Source organism: Nocardioides immobilis (genome assembly GCF_003515065.1).
In the GTDB taxonomy this organism is placed as follows: Bacteria; Actinomycetota; Actinomycetes; order Propionibacteriales; family Nocardioidaceae; genus Nocardioides; species Nocardioides immobilis.
This window is the reverse complement of the sequence record NZ_QXGH01000014.1, coordinates 161355-178541: the sequence shown is the minus strand read 5'-3', so window position 1 is coordinate 178541 and position 17187 is coordinate 161355. Positions and strand designations below refer to the sequence as shown.

Below are 17187 nucleotides of genomic sequence, written 5' to 3'. Positions count from 1 at the left end.
ACCCTCGTGCCGGTGCCGGACATGACCCGGCATGAAGGCAAGTGAGCTCGGGATCCGCGAGAGTGACGGGGTGACCGACGACGTCCTCGCGGCCCGGCTGCGGGCGGGCGACCCGGAGGCGATGGGGGAGATCTACGACCGCTACGCGGACCGGATCTACAACTTCTGCTTCCGGCGTACGGCGTCGTGGTCGGTCGCCGAGGACGCGATGGCGGCGGCCTTCCTCGAGGTGTGGCGGGTCCGCGGTCGTGCGGTGGCGTACGACGGTGAGCTGCTGCCGTGGCTGTACGGCGTGGCGGGCAACGTGTGCCGCAACAGCCTGCGCAGCCAACGACGGCAGACCGCGCTGGGCGCCAAGCTGCACCTCGTCGAGGGCGGCGTCCACGAGGACGACCACGCCGACGCGGTGGCCGGCCGGGTCGACGACGAGCGCCGGATGGCCGAGCTCGTCGCCGCCGTGGAGCAGCTCCCGGAGCCCGACCAGCAGATCCTGATGCTGGTCGCCTGGGACGGACTGACCTACCAGCAGGCCGCCGAGGTGATCGGCGTCCCCGTCGGCACCGTGCGCAGCCGGCTGTCCCGGTCGCGCACCCGTCTCGCCGAGCTCATGAGCCGATCCGACGAGGAGAGGAACCGATGATGGACCAGCAGATCCCCGAGCGCCGGCTGAGCGACGAGGCGAGGGCGCGGCGTCGTACCGAGCTGATGGAGGCGATCACCGCCGACGACACCCGTACCCGGCGCTGGCTGGCGCCGGTCGCGGCGGCGGCCGTGGTGGCGGGCCTGGTCGGGGGCGGCTACGCGGTGACCCGGCTCGGTGACAACGGCGCTCCCGACCAGCGGCCCGAGCGGTCGTTGGACGTCGCCGGTAGCGGCACCGCGACGCCGAGCACCCAGCCCACGCCGGTGTGCGGCGACATCACGGCGGAGGAGCCGGAGCAGTCGATGCGGGACAGGGCCGCCACCCCGCTGTGGCGTGACCCCGCGGTTGCTCCGTCGCTGCAGTCCTACCGCGACATCCTCGTCCGGCACCTCGATCCCCGCGACGCGCACCTCGAACGCCGGGTGACCAACATCCAGGCGGGTGGCTCGCCGGAGTGCGGCTTCGACTCGCTCGGTACCAAGCTGGGGTGGAACGTCGCCGGCGAGGACGGCCTCGGGATGGTCCAGGTCGAGGTGAGCACTTCCCGACGCGACAGTCAGGTCGGGATGACCTTCGACGTCTGGGACGGCGTCCACTCGGGCCTGCCAGGCGTCGAGAGGGCCGAGGTGGCCGGCGACGGCGACCGGATGGCCGTGCTCGTCACCCGCTCCGACGGCCTCGCCGTCGGGATCCTTGCGGACCCGCTGTTCGGCAACAACGCCGTCACGCCGGTCTCCGGCTTCGAGTTCACGATCCACGACCTTGTCGCGACCGCCGCCGACCCGGAGTTCGCGCTGCCGTAACCCGCTACTTCGAGGGCCTCGGGGTCTTGCACTCCACCTTCGGGTTCACGCCGAAGTAGTTCAGCGGCCCCGCGATGATCGTCAGTGACGTGTCGGCGAAGTCTCGACAGTTGACGTCCTTGTCAGGCCCGAAGTAGCCGCGCTGGAACGCGGCGAGCACCCCGATCAAGAGCCAGATCACCACGATCAGGCCGCCGATGCCGCTGCCTCGGTTCATGACTACCTCCTGTTGCCAGGCAGGTACCCAGGGCGGCGGGCCTCAGCCGTTGCGGGCTCGGGTCAGCCGAGGACGGCGGCGAGCTGGTCGATGCCCCAGTGCAGGTCCTCGTCGGTGATGACGAGCGGCGGAGCGAACCGGACGGTGGAGCCGTGGGTGTCCTTGGCGAGGACGCCCCGCTCCATCAGCCGCTCGCAGATCTGCCGGCCGGTGCCGAGCGTGGGGTCGATGTCGACCCCGGCCCACAGGCCACGCGAGCGTACGGCGATCAGGCCGTGCCCGACGAGCGCGTCGAGCCGCTCGCGCAGCACCAGGCCGAGGTCGGTCGCGCGGGCCTGGAACTCGCCGGTCGCCAGCATGTCGACCACCTCGTGGCCGACCGCGCAGGCGAGCGGGTTGCCGCCGAACGTCGAGCCGTGCTGGCCGGGCTTGAGCACGCCGAGCACGTCGCGGTTGCCGACGACCGCGGACACCGGGATGATGCCGCCGCCGAGCGCCTTGCCGAGCACGTAGAGGTCGGGCACGACGCCCTCGTGGTCGCACGCGAACGTCCGGCCGGTGCGGCCGAGGCCGGCCTGGATCTCGTCGGCGGCGAGGAGGACGTCCTCCCGGGTGCAGACCTCGCGCACCGCGCGCAGGTAGCCCTCGGGCGGGATGATCACGCCGCCCTCGCCCTGGATCGGCTCGATCAGGACGGCCACCGTGTGGGGGGTGATCGCGGCCTCGAGGGCGGCGAGGTCGCCGTACGGGACCATGTCGAAGCCGGGCGTGAAGGGACCGAAGCCGTCGCGGGCGTCGGGGTCGTCGGAGAAGCCGACGATGGTGGTGGTGCGGCCGTGGAAGTTGCCGCCGGCCACGATGATCCGGGCCTGGTCGGCGGGCACGCCCTTGACGTCGTACCCCCACTTGCGGCTGACCTTGATCGCGGTCTCGACGGCCTCGGCGCCGGTGTTCATCGGCAGCACCAGCTCCTTGCCGCACAGGTCACCGAGCGCGGCGCAGAAGTCGGCGAACGCGTCGTGGATGAACGCGCGGCTGGTGAGCGTCAGCTTGTCGAGCTGGGAGTGCGCGGCGGCGACCAGGCGCGGGTGGCTGTGGCCGAAGTTGAGCGCGGAGTAGCCCGCGAGCAGGTCGAGGTAGCGGCGGCCCTCGACGTCGGTCATCCAGGCTCCCTCGCCGTGCGCGAGGACCACGGGAAGCGGGTGGTAATTGTGGGCGGTCCGGGCCTCTGCCCGCTCGACCTCCGACGGCGTGCTGGTCGTGCTCGTCGTACCGGTGATGATGCTCATGTTTCCGCCTCCTTCGTCTGCCCGTGCCTGTCGTGGCGAGCCTGTCAGGCCAGTGTCTATCACGGATTGTCTGACAATCTATAAACCACGGTAACGGATGCCCGGTGAGTCGTCAGCGGATCGCATGCGACGACATCAGCCCCTCGATCTCGGGCCCGTCCCAACCGATGATGGTTCCGCTCCGTCAACCATGCAGGACCGGATGGGTCCGGGGACGTGAGGAGACGGGATGGCACGGCGGGACCAGGCGTTCGCGGCGTACGTCGCGCAGCGTCGACCCCAGCTCTACCGGGCTGCGGTCCTGCTGTGCGGTGACCCGCATCGGGCCGAAGATGTCGTCCAGGCGGCGCTGACCAAGCTGTACGTCGCCTGGCACCGCGTCGAGCGGGCCGACTCCGTCGACGCCTATGTCCGGCGATCGCTGGTCAACAGCCACCTCGACGAGCACCGGCGGCCGTGGCGGCGCGAGGTGCCCGACTCGGACGACGTGCCCGACTCCTCGGTGCCGGCTGCGCCGGTGGAGGACAACGACGCGCTGTTCGCGGCGCTGCGGGAGCTGCCCGTGGGGCAGCGACGCATCGTCGTGCTCCGTCACTACTGGGGACTCAGCGTCGAGGAGACCGCTGCGGACCTCGGCATCAGCGCCGGCACGGTCAAGAGCCAGACGTCGGCCGCCCTCGCCGCCCTCCGCACCCTGTTGGCGACCGAACCCTCTGAAGGAGCGCACTGATGGACACCCTCGAGCAGCAGCTGCACGACCGGATGCACCGGGCCGGAGGAGGGATCGCCGTTCCGGCGACCGATCCGGCCGACGACGTACGGCGCGGGCGGGCGGGCCTCCGACGACAGCGCGCGGTCACCGTGGGCGGTGCCGCTCTCGCGGTCGCCGCGGTGGCCGGCGGCGCGGTCTCGCTCGCCGGTGGTGGCGAAGACAACGCGCGGTCGATCGACCCGGCGACGGCGGGACCTCCTTCCCCCAGCGCGTCGGCCACGCCGGACCCGCGGCCGCCGGAGATCACCGTCTCGGGCGACAGCGGCACCGACCGGGGGTTCGAGCCATCCGAGTCCTTCAGCTTCCCGTCGGAGCAGGTCGACGAAGCGATCGCCGGCTACGAGGCGGCGGTGCTCGCCGGCCTCGACCCTGAGGGCGCGGGCGGCGGCCCTGACCTCACCGCGGCGGCGCGGGACCACCTGATGCAAGGCGACGCCGAGCCGTCCGGTGACGGCGCCACCGGGTTCACGATCGATCCGTCCTTCCTCGGCGCCGACTTCGTGCTGCGGACGCCCGACGGCCGGTCCTCGCTCTCGCTCGACGTCGAGGACATCCCGCCCCACCAGGAGCACGCCGAGGGGCAGCCGCCGGAGGGTGGCTGGGACGACGGCGGTGCTGGCGGCAGGGTGGTGTGCCACGAGGTCGACCTGGGCCGCGACGACGTCGTGAAGGCGCGCTACCTCGAGCGTGACGGCCAGCTCGTCGGAGCGATCGTCGACAAGTCCAACGGGGAGACCGTCTCGCTCATCCAGGTCAACGACATCGGCAACCCCGAGCCGCCGCTCCCGTGGACGTCCGACGAGCTGTTCGCCGTCCTGCTCGACCCCGCGCTGACGCTGCCCCACGTCCGCTGAGGGGGTCTCGGCCGCCGAACGGACCGTTCGGGACTGCTGAGACTGATGTGTCTCCTGAGGCGGGGAAACGGACCCCGGGGAGCTGATCGGTCCGTTCGGCGGCGCACGTGCCTCGGCGGCGCGACGGAAAGCGAATGGCACCGCGTCGGGCCGGCAGGGGAGAATGCGTCCCGCCGTGGACATCACCTACCCGCCGGAGCTGCCGGTCAGCGCCCGACGCGACGACATCGCGCGGGCGATCCGCGACCACCAGGTCGTGATCGTCGCCGGCGAGACCGGGTCGGGGAAGACCACCCAGCTGCCGAAGATCTGTCTCGAGCTCGGCCGCGGCACTCCCGACGAGAACGGCCGGCCGCGGATGATCGGGCACACCCAGCCGCGCCGGATCGCCGCGCGCTCGGTGTCTGAGCGGATCGCCGAGGAGCTCGGCACCGAGCTGGGCGAGGTGGTGGGCTACCAGGTCAGGTTCACCGACCGTACGTCGAAGACCAGCCGGGTCAAGGTGATGACCGACGGCATCCTGCTCGCCGAGCTGCAGCGCGACCGGTCGCTCAAGCGCTACGACACGATCATCATCGACGAGGCGCACGAGCGGAGCCTCAACATCGACTTCCTGCTGGGCTACCTCAAGCAGCTGCTGCCGAAGCGCCCCGACCTCAAGCTGATCATCACCAGCGCCACCATCGACCCCGAGCGGTTCGCCGAGCACTTCTCCGACCGCAGCGGCAAGCCGGCGCCGATCATCGAGGTCTCGGGCCGCACCTACCCCGTCGACGTCCGCTACCGGCCGCTCATGGCGTTCCCCGAGGCCGACGAGGAGGGCGAGCCGATCGTCCGGGACCAGACCGAGGCGATCGTCGACGCGATCAAGGAGCTCAGTGCTGAATCCCGGGGGCACGAGGGGCCGGGCGACGTCCTCGTCTTCCTGCCCGGCGAGCGCGAGATCCGGGACACGGCCGAGGCGCTGCAGCCGCTGGCCGACGGACCCCGCGGCATCGACGTACTGCCGCTGTACTCGCGACTCTCGGCCGCCGAGCAGCACCGGGTCTTCGCGCCGGCCCGCAGCTCGCGGCGGCGGGTCGTGCTCGCCACCAACGTCGCCGAGACGTCGCTGACGGTGCCGGGCATCCGGTACGTCGTCGACACCGGCGTCGCGCGCATCTCGCGCTACTCCTCGCGGACCAAGGTGCAGCGGCTGCCGATCGAGGCGATCAGCCAGGCGTCGGCCAACCAGCGGTCCGGGCGGTGCGGCCGGGTGGCGGCCGGTGTCGCGATCCGGCTCTACAGCGAGGAGGACTTCGACGGACGACCGGAGTTCACCGATCCCGAGATCCTGCGCACCAACCTCGCGTCGGTGATCCTGCAGATGACCGCGCTCGGACTCGGCGACATCGCGCGGTTCCCGTTCCTCGAGCCGCCGGACCGGCGCAACGTCCAGGCCGGACAGCAACTGCTGGAGGAGCTCGGCGCGATCCGGGGTGAGCGCCTGACCAAGGTGGGACAGCGCCTGGCCCGGCTCCCGATCGACCCGCGGCTCGGCCGGATGCTGCTCGAGGCCGAGCGGCTGGGCTGCGTCCGGGACGTGCTCGTGATCGTCGCGGCGCTGTCGCTCCAGGACCCGCGGGAGCTGCCCGGGCGCCGACCAGCCGGCCGAGCAGGCGCGCGCCGACCAGGCGCACGCGCGGTTCAAGGCCGAAGGCTCGGACTTCCTCACCTGGCTCAACCTGTGGCGCTACCTGCGCGAGCAGCAGCGCGAGCTGTCCGGCAGTGCGTTCCGTCGGATGTGCAAGCGCGAGTACCTGCACTACCTCCGCGTCCGCGAGTGGCAGGAGTTCCAGAGCCAGCTGCGCCAGGTCACCAAGGAGATCGGCATCCGGATCGAGGGCGGGGAGGGCGAGCCGGATGCCGACGGCATCCACCAGGCGTTGCTGTCCGGCCTGCTGAGCCACATCGGCGTCGTTGAGGAACGGGAGAAGGCGCGACCGGGCCAGAAGCAGCAGCGGCGGCCCGGCCCTCGGGAGTACCTCGGCGCCCGCGGCGCGAAGTTCGCGATCTTCCCGGGCAGCGGACTGGCCCGGAAGAACCCGCCGTACGTCATGGCGTTCGAGCTGGTCGAGACCAGGCGCCTCTGGGCCCGGCAGAACGCCACGATCGAGCCCGAGTGGGCCGAGCGCCTCGGCGCGCACCTGGTGAAGCGCACCTACTCCGAGCCGCACTGGTCGCAGAAGCGGCAGTCGGTGATGGCGCGCGAGCGGGTGACGCTGTACGGCGTACCGCTCGTCACCGACCGGCTCATCTCCTACGGGAAGGTCGACCGCGAGCTCGCGCGGGAGATCTTCATCCGGCATGCCCTCGTCTACGGCGAGTGGTCGACGCGACACGAGTTCTTCCACCACAACCGGTTGCTCCTCCAACAGGCCGAGGAGCTCGAGCACCGGGCCCGCCGCCGGGACCTGGTCGTCGACGAGCACACGCTCTTCGACTTCTACGACGCCCGGGTCGGGGCGGAGGTGGTGAGCGGCGCCCACTTCGACCAGTGGTGGAAGGGAGTACGGCGCGAGCGGCCCGGCCTGCTGACCTTCGACCCGGCGATGCTCACCCATGACGCCGCGGCCGAGGTGACCGAGCAGGACTACCCGGAGCAGTGGGTCGCCGACGGCGGCCTGACGTTCGACGTCGCCTACCACTTCGAGCCGGGCGCCGCCGACGACGGGATCACGATCGACGTGCCCGTGGCCGTGCTCAACCGGGTCGGCGACGACGACTTCTCGTGGAACGTCCCGGGCGTGCGGGAGGAGCTCGTGACCGAGCTGCTGCGCAGCCTGCCCAAGCAGCTTCGCGTGAACTTCGTCCCCGCGCCCAACACCGCCCGTGCGTTCCTCGCCGACGTGCCGGCGGGGGAGGAGCCGCTGCTCGACGCCCTCGAGCGCTACCTCCGCTCGACGACGGGCGTCCACGTCCCGCGCGAGGCCTGGGGACTCGACGCGCTCGCGCCGCACCTGCGGCCGAGCTACCGGGTCGTCGACGAGAAGGGCCACGAGCAGGCACGCGGCAAGGATCTCGCCGCCCTCAAGGCCCCGCTGCGGCCGCGGTTCGAGCAGGCGATGGCCGAGGTCGCGGCGGACAGCGGTGTCGCGCGCACCGGTGAGACCTCGTGGGAGTTCGGCGACATCGCCGCGACCGCCACCTGGACCCGCGCCGGCCACGAGGTGGAGGCCTACCCGGGTCTCGTCGACGAGGGCGCCACGGTGGGGCTCCAGGTCTTCGGATCGGCCGCCGAGCGGGACGCCCGGCACCGGCTCGGGCTGATCCGGCTGCTGCTGATCGGTCTCGACAAGCTCGACCAACGGAGCTCCTCACTGACCGACCGTCTCCTGGCCGGCCTCTCCAACGAGGAGAAGCTGCGCCTGGCGGGCACGTCGTACCCCTCGGTGCAGGCGCTGCTCGCCGACTGCCTCCGCGCGGTCGTCACCGAGGCCGTGGACGCGGCGCAGGCCGGCGGGATGGTCCGGACCCAGCAGCAGTGCGACGCCCTGCTCGCCTCGATCCGCGCAGGCCACGAGGGGGCCGCGGGCGCCGTACGAGCGCTGCTGCCGGACCTGCTGCGGGTGCTCGACGCGCACCGCGAGACCGACCGCCTGCTCGCCGGCCGCGCCGAGCTCGCGCTGCTGCCGGCGCTCTCCGACATGCAGGCGCAGCTCGGACGGCTGGTGCCCGCCGGCTTCGTCGGCGATGCCGGGGTGACGCAGCTGCGGCGCTACCCGGTCTATCTCGGGGCGATCCGGCGCCGCCGCGAGCAGCTCGGCGAGGGACGCACCGCAGTGCTGCGCGACCGCGAGTGGCTCGACCGGGTACGACCCCTGCAGGAGGCCTACCTCCACCGCATCGACGCGCTCCCCGAAGGTCGCCCGCCCGGTGCCACACTGCGTCAGGTCCGCTGGCAGCTCGAGGAGTTCCGGGTGTCGCTCTGGGCGCCCCAGCTCGGCACCGCCGGCAAGGTCAGCGACGTCCGCATCCGCAAGCTGCTGGACAACGCTGACGGGCCGAAAGCGCGATAGTCCCTGACGAATCTGTCGTGATTCGGGCGATTCGGCAGCAGAATCGTCAGGGACTACGCCGCCAGTCGTAGTCTGACCAGATGTCCGACGGACGCCCCCACCACCGCCCCTCCGCGCGCACGGCGGACTTCTTCGACGCGTTCGCGTCGGGCAGTGATCCGGAGCTGTTGCGGGAGGCGGCCGACCGGGCCGCGAACCTCCTGGTGCGAGGTGCCCGGGCAAGCTCGGACAGCACCGTCGCCGACCGGCTCGTGCACCTGGCCGACACCGAGGGGATCGAGGCGATCGCCGAGGTCTGGTCGGGATCGGCGCCGGACTCCCTGGCCGGGTGCCTGTGGCGCCTCTACCTCCTGAGGTCGTGGGTGTACGCCGACCCGGCGGCCGTCGCGCGCGAGTTCGAGGCCGGACGCTCGGCAGCCCAGGTGGCGCGGGTGGTGGCCGGCGTCGCCGATCCGCCCGGACCCGACGAGCTCCGCTCGATGATCGACGAGGTGCTGCGCGGCATCGCCTCCGGCGACTTCGCCGACGTCCTCTTCCGTGCCGCAGCGTTCGCCCGGGTCGTCGCCACCGGGCGGGCAGCGCTGCCGAGCGCGAGTGACGACGGCGTACGACGGATGCTCGGCCTGGCCGAGCAGCTCGAGGCCGCCGGTCACGTCGAGCTCGAGCGCGGGCTCGGCTGAATTCGCGAATGCAGGGTGGATCACCGACCCTGCTCTAAACTCGCCCACGAGTGCGCCGGGTCGCGGCAGCCCCGGGTCCCAAAATTAGCCGCCTAGAGCGGCCACGCGCCGTGAGGCGCTCCCGGCCCGGTGCACTCAACAGCCAGGAACGTCGTACCGCTGGCTCGTGCGGCCGCGTAACTCCGTCGTGGTGTGTCCTTACCGGTGGGTAGGGTGGGCGGCCGGGAACGCACCGCAGGGGCCACAGGGGAGAGAACGCAACTGATGTTCAGCTTGACGCGCTTCGACTGGCGCACGCTCGTCGCCGTTGTCGTGGTGGCGATCAGCGTCGTCGTGGCGATGGTTCTCTACTCCGACGGCGAGGGACCGACCCGCAATGGCGGCACCAGCCCGACCCAAGGACCCTCGGGCATGTCCCGGCTGGTCTTCGCCGTGTGGGGCAACGAGCAGGAGGTCGCGGCCTACCGCTCGATCGTCGCCGACTACAACATGGAGTCGGTGGTGGTCGACGTCCACCTCGAGGCCTGGCCCGACTCATCGGCGATGCTGGCCGACGTCCGGTCCGGCGAGGTCACTCCGGACCTGTACCTGCTGCCGCGCGACGAGCTCGCCGAGACCCTCGAGGCGGGCCGCAACCGGCCCCTGCTCGACCTGCTGGACGAGCGCGGCGTGGCGTTCGGTGACGAGTTCCCCCGCGACGCGATCTCGGCGTTCACCGCCAACGACAACCTCCAGTGCATGCCGTACTCCGGCTCGCCGATGGTCATGTACTACAACACCGACCTGATCGACTTCGAGCGGATGGCAGCGCGCGAGCTGCCGGTGCCGCCGGAGGACAGGGAGTACTGGACGCTCGACATGTTCCGGGCGGCCGCGGCATTCGCCAGCCGGCCGCGCAATGACACCAAGGGCGTCTACATCCAGCCGACGCTGCGGGGCCTGGCCCCGTTCGTGTACGCCGGCGGCGGCAAGCTCTTCGACGAGGACGACGACCCGAAGTCGCTCGCACTGTCGGACGAGGACTCCGTCGACTCCCTCCGCGAGACCCTCGAGGTGCTGCGCGACCCGACGATCACCCTCACCAACCGGCAGCTGCGCGAGAAGTCGGCTCTGGAGTACTTCAAGGAGGGCCGGCTCGGCATGGTCGCCGGCTTCCGCGACCTCACTCCCGAGCTGCGCGAGGTCGACGGGCTGCGCTTCGACGTGATGCCGATGCCCGAGCTCGACGACGACGCGACGGTCGGCGACCTCACCGGCGTGTGCGTCGCCGAGGGCCCGCAGGAGCGCGTCGAGCAGTCGGCCGATTTCCTGGTCAACCTGCTCAGCGACGACGCGGTGTCCAAGCTGGCCGCCACCGGCTCCGTGATGCCGATCAAGATCAACGTCAGCTTCTCCGAGGCGTTCCTGCAGCCGAACCTGCAACCGGCCAACGCGCGGGCGTTCGTCAACTCCGTCCGCTCGATCCGGCTGTCCCCGCTGATCGAGGGCTGGCCCGAGCTCGAAGCGGCCGTCGACCCGGACCTCGAGCGCCTGCTCACCCAGCCGCTGCTCGAGGACCTCGAGTCCGAGCTCGAGGCGATCGACGAGAGGTCGCAGGCAGTGCTCGATCCCGAGGAGCCGGAAGGCACCGACGGGCCGAGCGAGTCGACCAGCCCGACGAACTAGTCGGCCTCGACGTCCGCCTCGACGTCCGCCTCGACGTCTGCCGCGACGTCTGCCTCTGCGTCGGGCTCCGGCTTCGCCTGCTTCGACGCCCTCTTCTCCTTCGCCTGCGCATCCGCGTCGAGCACGGCGCGGGCGAGCGCCGAGGCGGTCAGCCCGATCTGCCAGCTCCTCGATCCGAGCGCGCGCAGCTGGTCGATCAGCCGCTCCAGCAGCTCGACCGGGTCGCGGGTCGACGGCGGCTCCCACATCACCCGGCGCAGGTGGTCGGGGGTGAGCAGGTTCTCGGCAGGCAGGTCGTGCTCCTCCGCGAGCGCAGCAACCGCGGCCCTGGCCAGCTCGAGCCGCCGTGCGGCCACGGGGCTCTTCTCCGCCCATGCCCGCGGGGCCGGGGGACCGTCGCCGCGCGGAGTGCGGCTGGGGAGGTCGGCCTCGTCCATCTCGGCCGCCGACCGCAATGCCTGCAGCCAGGTGGCGGAGTAGCGCGAGGCGCCGCGGCCGTGGAAGCCCGGCGTGGACATCAGCGCCGCGCGACTGGTGGGCATCGCGGTGGCCGCGGCCACGATCGCCGCGTCAGGGATCAGCCGGCCGGGCGTGACGTCGCGCTCGCGGGCGATCTCGTCCCGGGCCTCCCACAGCGCCCGGACGGCGCCGAGCGCCCGTCGCCCGCGCACCTTGTGCAGGCCCGACGTACGACGCCACGCCTCGGTGCGGACCGCGGCCTCGAACGAGCGCAGGTTGTCGAACTCCTGACGCGCCCAGTCGTCCTTGCCGGCCTCGACGAGCTGGTCGGCCAGGAGCTGCCGGAGCTCGACCAGGACCTCGACGTCGAGCGCGGCGTACTCGAGCCACGGCTCGGGCAGCGGCCGGGTCGACCAGTCGACCGCGGAGTGCTCCTTCTTCATCCGGGCACCGAGCAGGGTCTCGACCAGGGTCGCGAGCCCGACCCGCGGGTAGTTGAGCAGGCGGCCGGCCAGCTCGGTGTCGAACAGTGCGACCGGGGTGAGCCCGACCTCGGCCAGGCACGGCAGGTCCTGCGTCGCCGCGTGCAGGATCCACTCGGCGTCCCCGATCGCCTCCTGCAGAGGCTCGAGCGACGACAGGGTGATCGGGTCGATCAGGCCGGTGCCGGCGCCCTCTCGGCGGACCTGGATCAGGTAGGCGCGGTTGGAGTAGCGGTAGCCCGAGGCCCGCTCGGCGTCGATCGCGACCGGTCCGCTCCCTGCGGCGACCTGGGCGGCGTACTCCGCCAGCGCCTCGTCGGTGTCGATGAGCGGCGGCAGCCCCTCGGACAGCGCGAGCAGCGCGACCTCGGGCTCCGGCACAGCCTCCGCAGGCGCCGAATCGGTCTCCGGTGCGGGCTGGTCGTCCTGCGGCATCAGAGTGGGGCGCCCCGCTGGCCACGTCGCGACGGCATCACCGCGACTCCGTCGGGCACCGGCTCGAGTCCGCCTGCCGTGCACAGCAGCTCGCCCCAGGCCTCGACATGGGCGCCGAGCGCCGGGGCGTCGGTGGGGGTCCAGGAGGCCCGGACCTCGAGCTGCGCCGAGCCGCCGTCGCCGGCCATCGTCCCGTAGCTCTCGGTCGCGACCCGCGTCACCGTCCCCGACAGCGCGGTGTACGCCGCCGCGTGCGACTCCAGCGCGTCGGTGAGCCAGGTCCAGCCCACGTCGGTGAGCATCGGGTCGGTGGCGAGGTCGCGGTCGATCTCGGCCCGGCAGTAGGCCACGCAGCGGAAGGTGCCGTCCCACGCGTCGTTGCCCGCCGGGTCGTGCAGCAGCACGATCCGGCCGGTCGCGACCTCCTCGTCATCGAGGGTGACGTCGGCCGAGAGAGCGGTCGCGAACGGCGCGATCCGCTGCGGCGCGGGCATCTCCTCGCAGAAGATCTCGGGGCGCAGGACCGCCTCACGCATCGCCGCCACGGCAGCGCTGAACTCCGGGGGCTCGCCGGCCGCGCCGGACCCCTGGTGCGACTCCTGCCGGGCGACCATGAAGCCACCATAGGAGACGGCGGCGGGATCGGGTCCGCGGCACGCCGCCTACCGGTGTGCGCCGACCCGGGGCCGCCTGAGATCCTAGGTCCGATATGGGCGAGCCTCACGACCTCAGCGACAGCGCATTCCTCAAGGCGGTGCGTGGCGAGCCCGTGCCCCACACCCCGGTGTGGTTCATGCGCCAGGCCGGCCGATCGCTGCCGGAGTACCTCGCCATCCGCGAGGGCACCAACATGCTCGAGTCCTGCATGAACGCCGAGCTGGTCACCGAGATCACCCTCCAGCCGGTGCGGCGGTACGGCGTCGACGCGGCCATCTTCTTCTCCGACATCGTGCTGCCGCTCAAGGCCGTCGGTGTCGACCTCGACATCAAGCCGGGGGTCGGCCCGGTCGTCGCCCAGCCGGTCCGCACCCTCGCCGACGTCGAGGCGATCCCGGACCTGACACCCGAGCACGTCCCGTTCATCACCGAGGCGGTCCGGTCGCTCGTCGGCGAGCTGGCCGGGATCAACGGTGGCACGCCGCTCATCGGCTTCGCCGGCGCGCCGTTCACGGTGGCGTCGTACCTCGTCGAGGGCGGGCCCTCCAAGGAGCACGCGAAGACCAAGGCGCTCATGTTCGGCGCGCCGGACGTCTGGGACGCCCTGATGCGCAAGATCGCCGGCGTCTCTGCGGCGTTCCTCGAGGTCCAGGTCGCTGCCGGCGCCTCCGCCGTCCAGCTCTTCGACTCCTGGGCCGGCGCGCTGACGCCCGCCGACTACGAGCAGTACGTCATGCCGCACTCCGCCGCCGTGCTCGCGCGGGTCGGCGCCCTCGGCGTACCCCGGATCCACTTCGGCGTCGGTACGACGAACCTGCTCGGCCTGATGGGGGAGGCGGGTGCCGACGTGGTCGGTGTCGACTGGCGCACCCCGCTCGCGTCCGCGATCCCGGTCGTCGGTGACCGGGCCGTCCAGGGCAACCTCGACCCGACCCTGGTCTTCGCCCCGACCGACGTGATGACCGCCCGCGCGGCCGAGATCATCGACGCCGGGCGGGCCGCCCGCGGCCACGTCTTCAACCTCGGGCACGGTGTGATCCCGTCGACCGATCCCGACCAGCTGGCCCGGCTGACGGAGTTCGTGCAGTCCTACCCGCTCGGTTAGTCCTGGAGCCGCGGGCGTCAGCCAGCGCGCCGCCTCTTGGACGCCGTGTTCTGCGAGGCGGGCTTCTCCGGCTTCTCCGTCGGCTGCTCGACGGCCTTCTCGGCCGGCTTCTCGGCCGTCGCCTTCTTGGCCGGCGTCCGCCGTGCGGAAGCCCGCTTCGCCGTCGCCTTCTTGGCGGGCGGTGCCTGAGCAGCCGACTTCAGGCTCACCTGGATCCCGCTCCCGCTGCCGGTGACGGTCAGGTAGGGCTGGGCCTGCACGAGCGCGGAGAGCTTGGAGTAGCCGTAGAGGCGCGGGTCGAACGAGGCGCTCTGGCTCCGCAGGTAGTTGCTGAGCGACCCGAGACCGACGCTGCCCTCATCGGAGGACGAGTGGTCGACGGCGCGCGTCAGCAGGCTCTCGAGATCGGGAAGCGGCGGTTCCTCCGGCGACGACACCTTGGCGGGCTGGGCGGGCTCCCGCCCCAGCACCTCGAGGTAGATGAACCGGTCGCACGCGGCCACCAGCGACGCCGGCGTCTTGCGCAGCCCGAGGCCGTAGACGGTCTTGCCGGACTCGCGGATCCGGGTCGCGAGCCGGGTGAAGTCGCTGTCGCTCGACACCAGCGCGAACGCGTCGAGGTTGCCCGAGTAAAGGAGGTCCATCGCGTCGATGATGAGCATCGAGTCGGTGGAGTTCTTGCCGGTCGTGTAGGCGAACTGCTGGATCGGCACGATCGCGTGCTGGTTGAGGGCGCTCTTCCAGCCGCCCAGCTGCGGGGTCGTCCAGTCGCCGTAGGCACGCTTGACCGACGCGACGCCGTACGACGCCAGCTCGTCGAGCAGGGCACTGGCGTGCTTCGGCGAGGTGTTGTCGGCGTCGATCAGGACAGCCAGGCGCGCGTTCGGGGTCGACATGCGACCCATCATGTCCTGTCAGCGTCTGCCACGCTGGTGCCGTGAGCCGGTTCATCGTGGTGGGTGGCGGGATCAGCGGGCTGACCGCGGCCCGCGGCCTGGCCGACGCCGGCCACGAGGTGCTGGTCCTCGAGGCGACCGACCGGGTGGGCGGCAAGCTGCGGCGCGGCGAGGTCGCCGGCATCACGGTCGACGTCGGCGCCGAGGCGATGATCAACCGCCGCCCGGAGGGGGTCGACCTCGCGACCGCGGTCGGACTGCCGCTGACCCACCCCACCCCGGCGACGTCGCGGATCTGGACCCGTGACGCGCTGCGCCCGCTGCCCCGGACCCTGATGGGCGCCCCGCTGGACCTCGACCAGCTCGAGGCCTCCGGGATCCTCTCGCCGGAGGGCATGAGCCGGGCCCGGCACCAGTACATCCAGCACCCCGACGAGGACGAGTCGGTCGGCTGGCTGGTCGCCAACCGGTTCGGCCAGGAGGTCGTCGACCGGCTCGTGGAGCCCCTGCTCGGCGGCGTCTACGCCGGCCAGGCGCGCCACATCTCGATCCGCTCGGCTGCCCCCCAGCTCGCCGAGCTGCTCGCCCGCAGGGAGTTCACGCTCCCGGCCCCTCCCGCGGATGCGCCGCCGATGTTCGCGGGCGTCGAGGGCGGCATGTGGCGCCTGCCTGCTGCGCTCGAGGCGGACCTGCGCGAGCGGCCCGGGGTCGAACTTCGGTACGACGCCCCGGTCACCGCGGTCCGCCGTACCGGCTCGGGTTTCGTGGTCTCCACCGCCGGCGGTGAGGAGGCCGCCGACGGCCTGGTCCTCGCGACCCCCGCGGCGCCGTCGGCGCGACTGCTGGCCGACGTCGCGCCCGTCGCGGCGGGGGAGCTGGAGCAGATCGGCTACGCATCGGTCGCACTCGTGACGCTCGCGTTCCGTGCCGACGACCCCGGCGTGGCCGAGGCCCTCGACGTCGGCGCCGCAGGATTCCTGGTGCCGCCGGTCGACGATCGGGCGATCAAGGCCTCGACGTTCTCGTTCGCGAAGTGGGACTGGGTGCGGGCCGCTGCGGACGGGCTGCTCGTGCTGCGCACCTCCCTCGGCCGGTTCGGCGAGGAAGCGACTCTCCAGGTCTCCGACGAGGAGCTGGTCGGGGCCTCCCTGACCGACCTCGGCGCCGCGACCGGGCTGGCCGCGAGCCCCGTCGACGCGGTCGTCCAGCGCTGGGGCGGCGGCCTGCCGCAGTACTGGGTCGGCCACCTCGACCGGGTCGCCCGGATCCGCGCCGCGGTCGCCGAGGTCCCTGGCCTCGCGGTGTGCGGAGCGGCGTACGACGGCGTCGGCATCGCCGCCTGCATCGCCTCCGGCCATCGCGCCGCCGGTGAGCTGGGTGGGTGAGAGTGACCCATCGGTCACTCTCACCCACCCGACTCGGCACAATGGAGGCATGAGCGACCCGCAGGCGGACATCAAGTCCAACGCCGCCAAGATCAACGAGCTCAACGACACGATCCGCTTCACGATGTGGTCGGTCTTCAAGCTCGAGCGCCCGATCGGCGGCGACGACGTCGTCCGCAAGAGCGAGGCGGCCGAGGTCGAGGCCCTGCTCGCTGAGCTCGCCGCGGACGACGTGGTCGTCCGCGGTGTGTACGACGTCGCCGGCCTCCGCGCCGACGCCGACCTCATGGTCTGGTGGCACGCCGCGACCAGCGACCAGCTGCAGCAGGCCTACCACCGGCTTCGTCGTACGGCGTTCGGCTCGCGGTTGGCGCCGGTGTGGTCGCAGATGGCCCTGCACCGGCCCGCGGAGTTCAACCGCAGCCACCTGCCGGCGTTCCTCGCCGACGAGCGGGCCCACGCCTACGTGGCGGTCTACCCCTTCGTCCGCTCCTACGAGTGGTACCTCCTCGACGAGACCGAGCGCCGCCGCCTCCTCGCCGAGCACGGCCAGATGGGCCGCGACTACCCCGACGTCCGCGCCAACACGGTGCCGTCGTTCGCGCTCGGTGACTACGAGTGGATCCTCGCCTTCGAGGCCGACGACCTGACCCGGATCGTCGACCTGATGCGCCACCTGCGTGGGTCCGAGACCCGCCGCCACGTGCGCGAGGAGGTGCCGTTCTACACCGGCGCCCGGGTCGAGGTCGCGGACCTGATCGACCGGATCCCCTGACCGGAACCGCGC

General features: G+C 72.1%; 14 protein-coding genes and 2 pseudogenes. 11 read left to right on the top strand and 5 right to left on the bottom strand.

Features of this window, described 5'->3' with window-relative positions:
- Nucleotides 1-31: 31 nt before the first annotated feature.
- Together D0Z08_RS10975 and D0Z08_RS10970 are read left to right on the top strand one after the other, a co-directional pair.
- The gene (locus D0Z08_RS10975; protein WP_118925275.1) at nucleotides 32-640 is read left to right on the top strand and encodes an RNA polymerase sigma factor; all 609 of its coding nucleotides are present in this window, start codon (nucleotides 32-34) and stop codon (nucleotides 638-640) included.
- Nucleotides 637-1446: a hypothetical protein gene (locus D0Z08_RS10970; RefSeq protein WP_147381397.1), complete on the top strand. Its 810-nt coding sequence runs from the start codon at nucleotides 637-639 to the stop codon at nucleotides 1444-1446. The genes D0Z08_RS10975 and D0Z08_RS10970 overlap by 4 nt, the downstream gene beginning before the upstream one ends.
- Before the next feature lie 4 nt (nucleotides 1447-1450).
- Here the strand turns inward: D0Z08_RS10970 and D0Z08_RS10965 are convergent, their stop codons facing one another.
- Both D0Z08_RS10965 and rocD read right to left on the bottom strand, forming a co-directional pair.
- Nucleotides 1451-1663, bottom strand: a complete 213-nt coding sequence (locus tag D0Z08_RS10965) for a hypothetical protein (RefSeq protein WP_118925273.1) — start codon at nucleotides 1661-1663, stop codon at nucleotides 1451-1453.
- A gap of 62 nt (nucleotides 1664-1725) precedes the next feature.
- The gene (rocD, locus tag D0Z08_RS10960; protein ID WP_118925272.1) at nucleotides 1726-2952 is read right to left on the bottom strand and encodes an ornithine--oxo-acid transaminase; all 1227 of its coding nucleotides are present in this window, start codon (nucleotides 2950-2952) and stop codon (nucleotides 1726-1728) included.
- Nucleotides 2953-3181: 229 nt separating this feature from the next.
- Here rocD and D0Z08_RS10955 point away from each other — a divergent pair, with 229 nt between their 5' ends.
- The 6 genes and pseudogenes from D0Z08_RS10955 (at nucleotide 3182) to D0Z08_RS10935 (ending at nucleotide 10981) form a co-directional block, all read left to right on the top strand.
- Nucleotides 3182-3682, top strand: a complete 501-nt coding sequence (locus tag D0Z08_RS10955) for a SigE family RNA polymerase sigma factor (RefSeq protein WP_118925271.1) — start codon at nucleotides 3182-3184, stop codon at nucleotides 3680-3682.
- Nucleotides 3682-4578, top strand: coding sequence for a hypothetical protein (locus D0Z08_RS10950; RefSeq protein ID WP_118925270.1), 897 nt, complete (start codon nucleotides 3682-3684; stop codon nucleotides 4576-4578). Before D0Z08_RS10955 ends, D0Z08_RS10950 begins: the two co-directional genes overlap by 1 nt.
- A 163-nt stretch (nucleotides 4579-4741) precedes the next feature.
- Nucleotides 4742-6166 (top strand): annotated as a pseudogene (gene hrpA, locus D0Z08_RS32950) (ATP-dependent RNA helicase HrpA); the annotation flags it as partial.
- Nucleotides 6167-6293: 127 nt separating this feature from the next.
- Nucleotides 6294-8636: pseudogene (gene hrpA / locus D0Z08_RS32945) on the top strand (ATP-dependent RNA helicase HrpA); the annotation flags it as partial.
- 80 nt (nucleotides 8637-8716) lie between these two features.
- Nucleotides 8717-9316 (top strand): hypothetical protein, encoded by a 600-nt coding sequence (locus D0Z08_RS10940; RefSeq protein WP_118925269.1) that lies wholly within the window; start codon nucleotides 8717-8719, stop codon nucleotides 9314-9316.
- A 264-nt stretch (nucleotides 9317-9580) separates the two neighbouring features.
- Nucleotides 9581-10981 carry an extracellular solute-binding protein gene (locus tag D0Z08_RS10935; protein ID WP_118925268.1) on the top strand — a complete coding sequence of 467 codons (1401 nt, stop codon included), beginning with the start codon at nucleotides 9581-9583 and terminating at the stop codon, nucleotides 10979-10981.
- Here D0Z08_RS10935 and D0Z08_RS10930 read toward each other — a convergent pair.
- Together D0Z08_RS10930 and D0Z08_RS10925 are read right to left on the bottom strand one after the other, a co-directional pair.
- Nucleotides 10978-12357, bottom strand: coding sequence for an HRDC domain-containing protein (locus D0Z08_RS10930; protein WP_118925267.1), 1380 nt, complete (start codon nucleotides 12355-12357; stop codon nucleotides 10978-10980). The genes D0Z08_RS10935 and D0Z08_RS10930 overlap by 4 nt on opposite strands.
- Nucleotides 12357-12971 carry a DUF3000 domain-containing protein gene (locus D0Z08_RS10925; protein WP_118925266.1) on the bottom strand — a complete coding sequence of 205 codons (615 nt, stop codon included), beginning with the start codon at nucleotides 12969-12971 and terminating at the stop codon, nucleotides 12357-12359. Before D0Z08_RS10925 ends, D0Z08_RS10930 begins: the two co-directional genes overlap by 1 nt.
- A gap of 95 nt (nucleotides 12972-13066) precedes the next feature.
- Here D0Z08_RS10925 and hemE point away from each other — a divergent pair, with 95 nt between their 5' ends.
- The gene (gene hemE / locus D0Z08_RS10920; RefSeq protein ID WP_118925265.1) at nucleotides 13067-14119 is read left to right on the top strand and encodes a uroporphyrinogen decarboxylase; all 1053 of its coding nucleotides are present in this window, start codon (nucleotides 13067-13069) and stop codon (nucleotides 14117-14119) included.
- Between the two features lie 17 nt (nucleotides 14120-14136).
- Here hemE and D0Z08_RS10915 read toward each other — a convergent pair whose 3' ends face one another.
- Nucleotides 14137-15015, bottom strand: coding sequence for an NYN domain-containing protein (locus tag D0Z08_RS10915; RefSeq protein WP_118925264.1), 879 nt, complete (start codon nucleotides 15013-15015; stop codon nucleotides 14137-14139).
- A 41-nt stretch (nucleotides 15016-15056) separates the two neighbouring features.
- On the opposite strand from D0Z08_RS10915, the gene D0Z08_RS10910 reads away from it, so the two are divergent.
- Nucleotides 15057-16400: a protoporphyrinogen/coproporphyrinogen oxidase gene (locus D0Z08_RS10910; RefSeq protein ID WP_118925263.1), complete on the top strand. Its 1344-nt coding sequence runs from the start codon at nucleotides 15057-15059 to the stop codon at nucleotides 16398-16400.
- A 49-nt stretch (nucleotides 16401-16449) separates the two neighbouring features.
- Nucleotides 16450-17175: a hydrogen peroxide-dependent heme synthase gene (gene hemQ / locus D0Z08_RS10905; protein WP_118925262.1), complete on the top strand. Its 726-nt coding sequence runs from the start codon at nucleotides 16450-16452 to the stop codon at nucleotides 17173-17175.
- The last annotated feature ends 12 nt before the right edge of the window (nucleotides 17176-17187 follow it).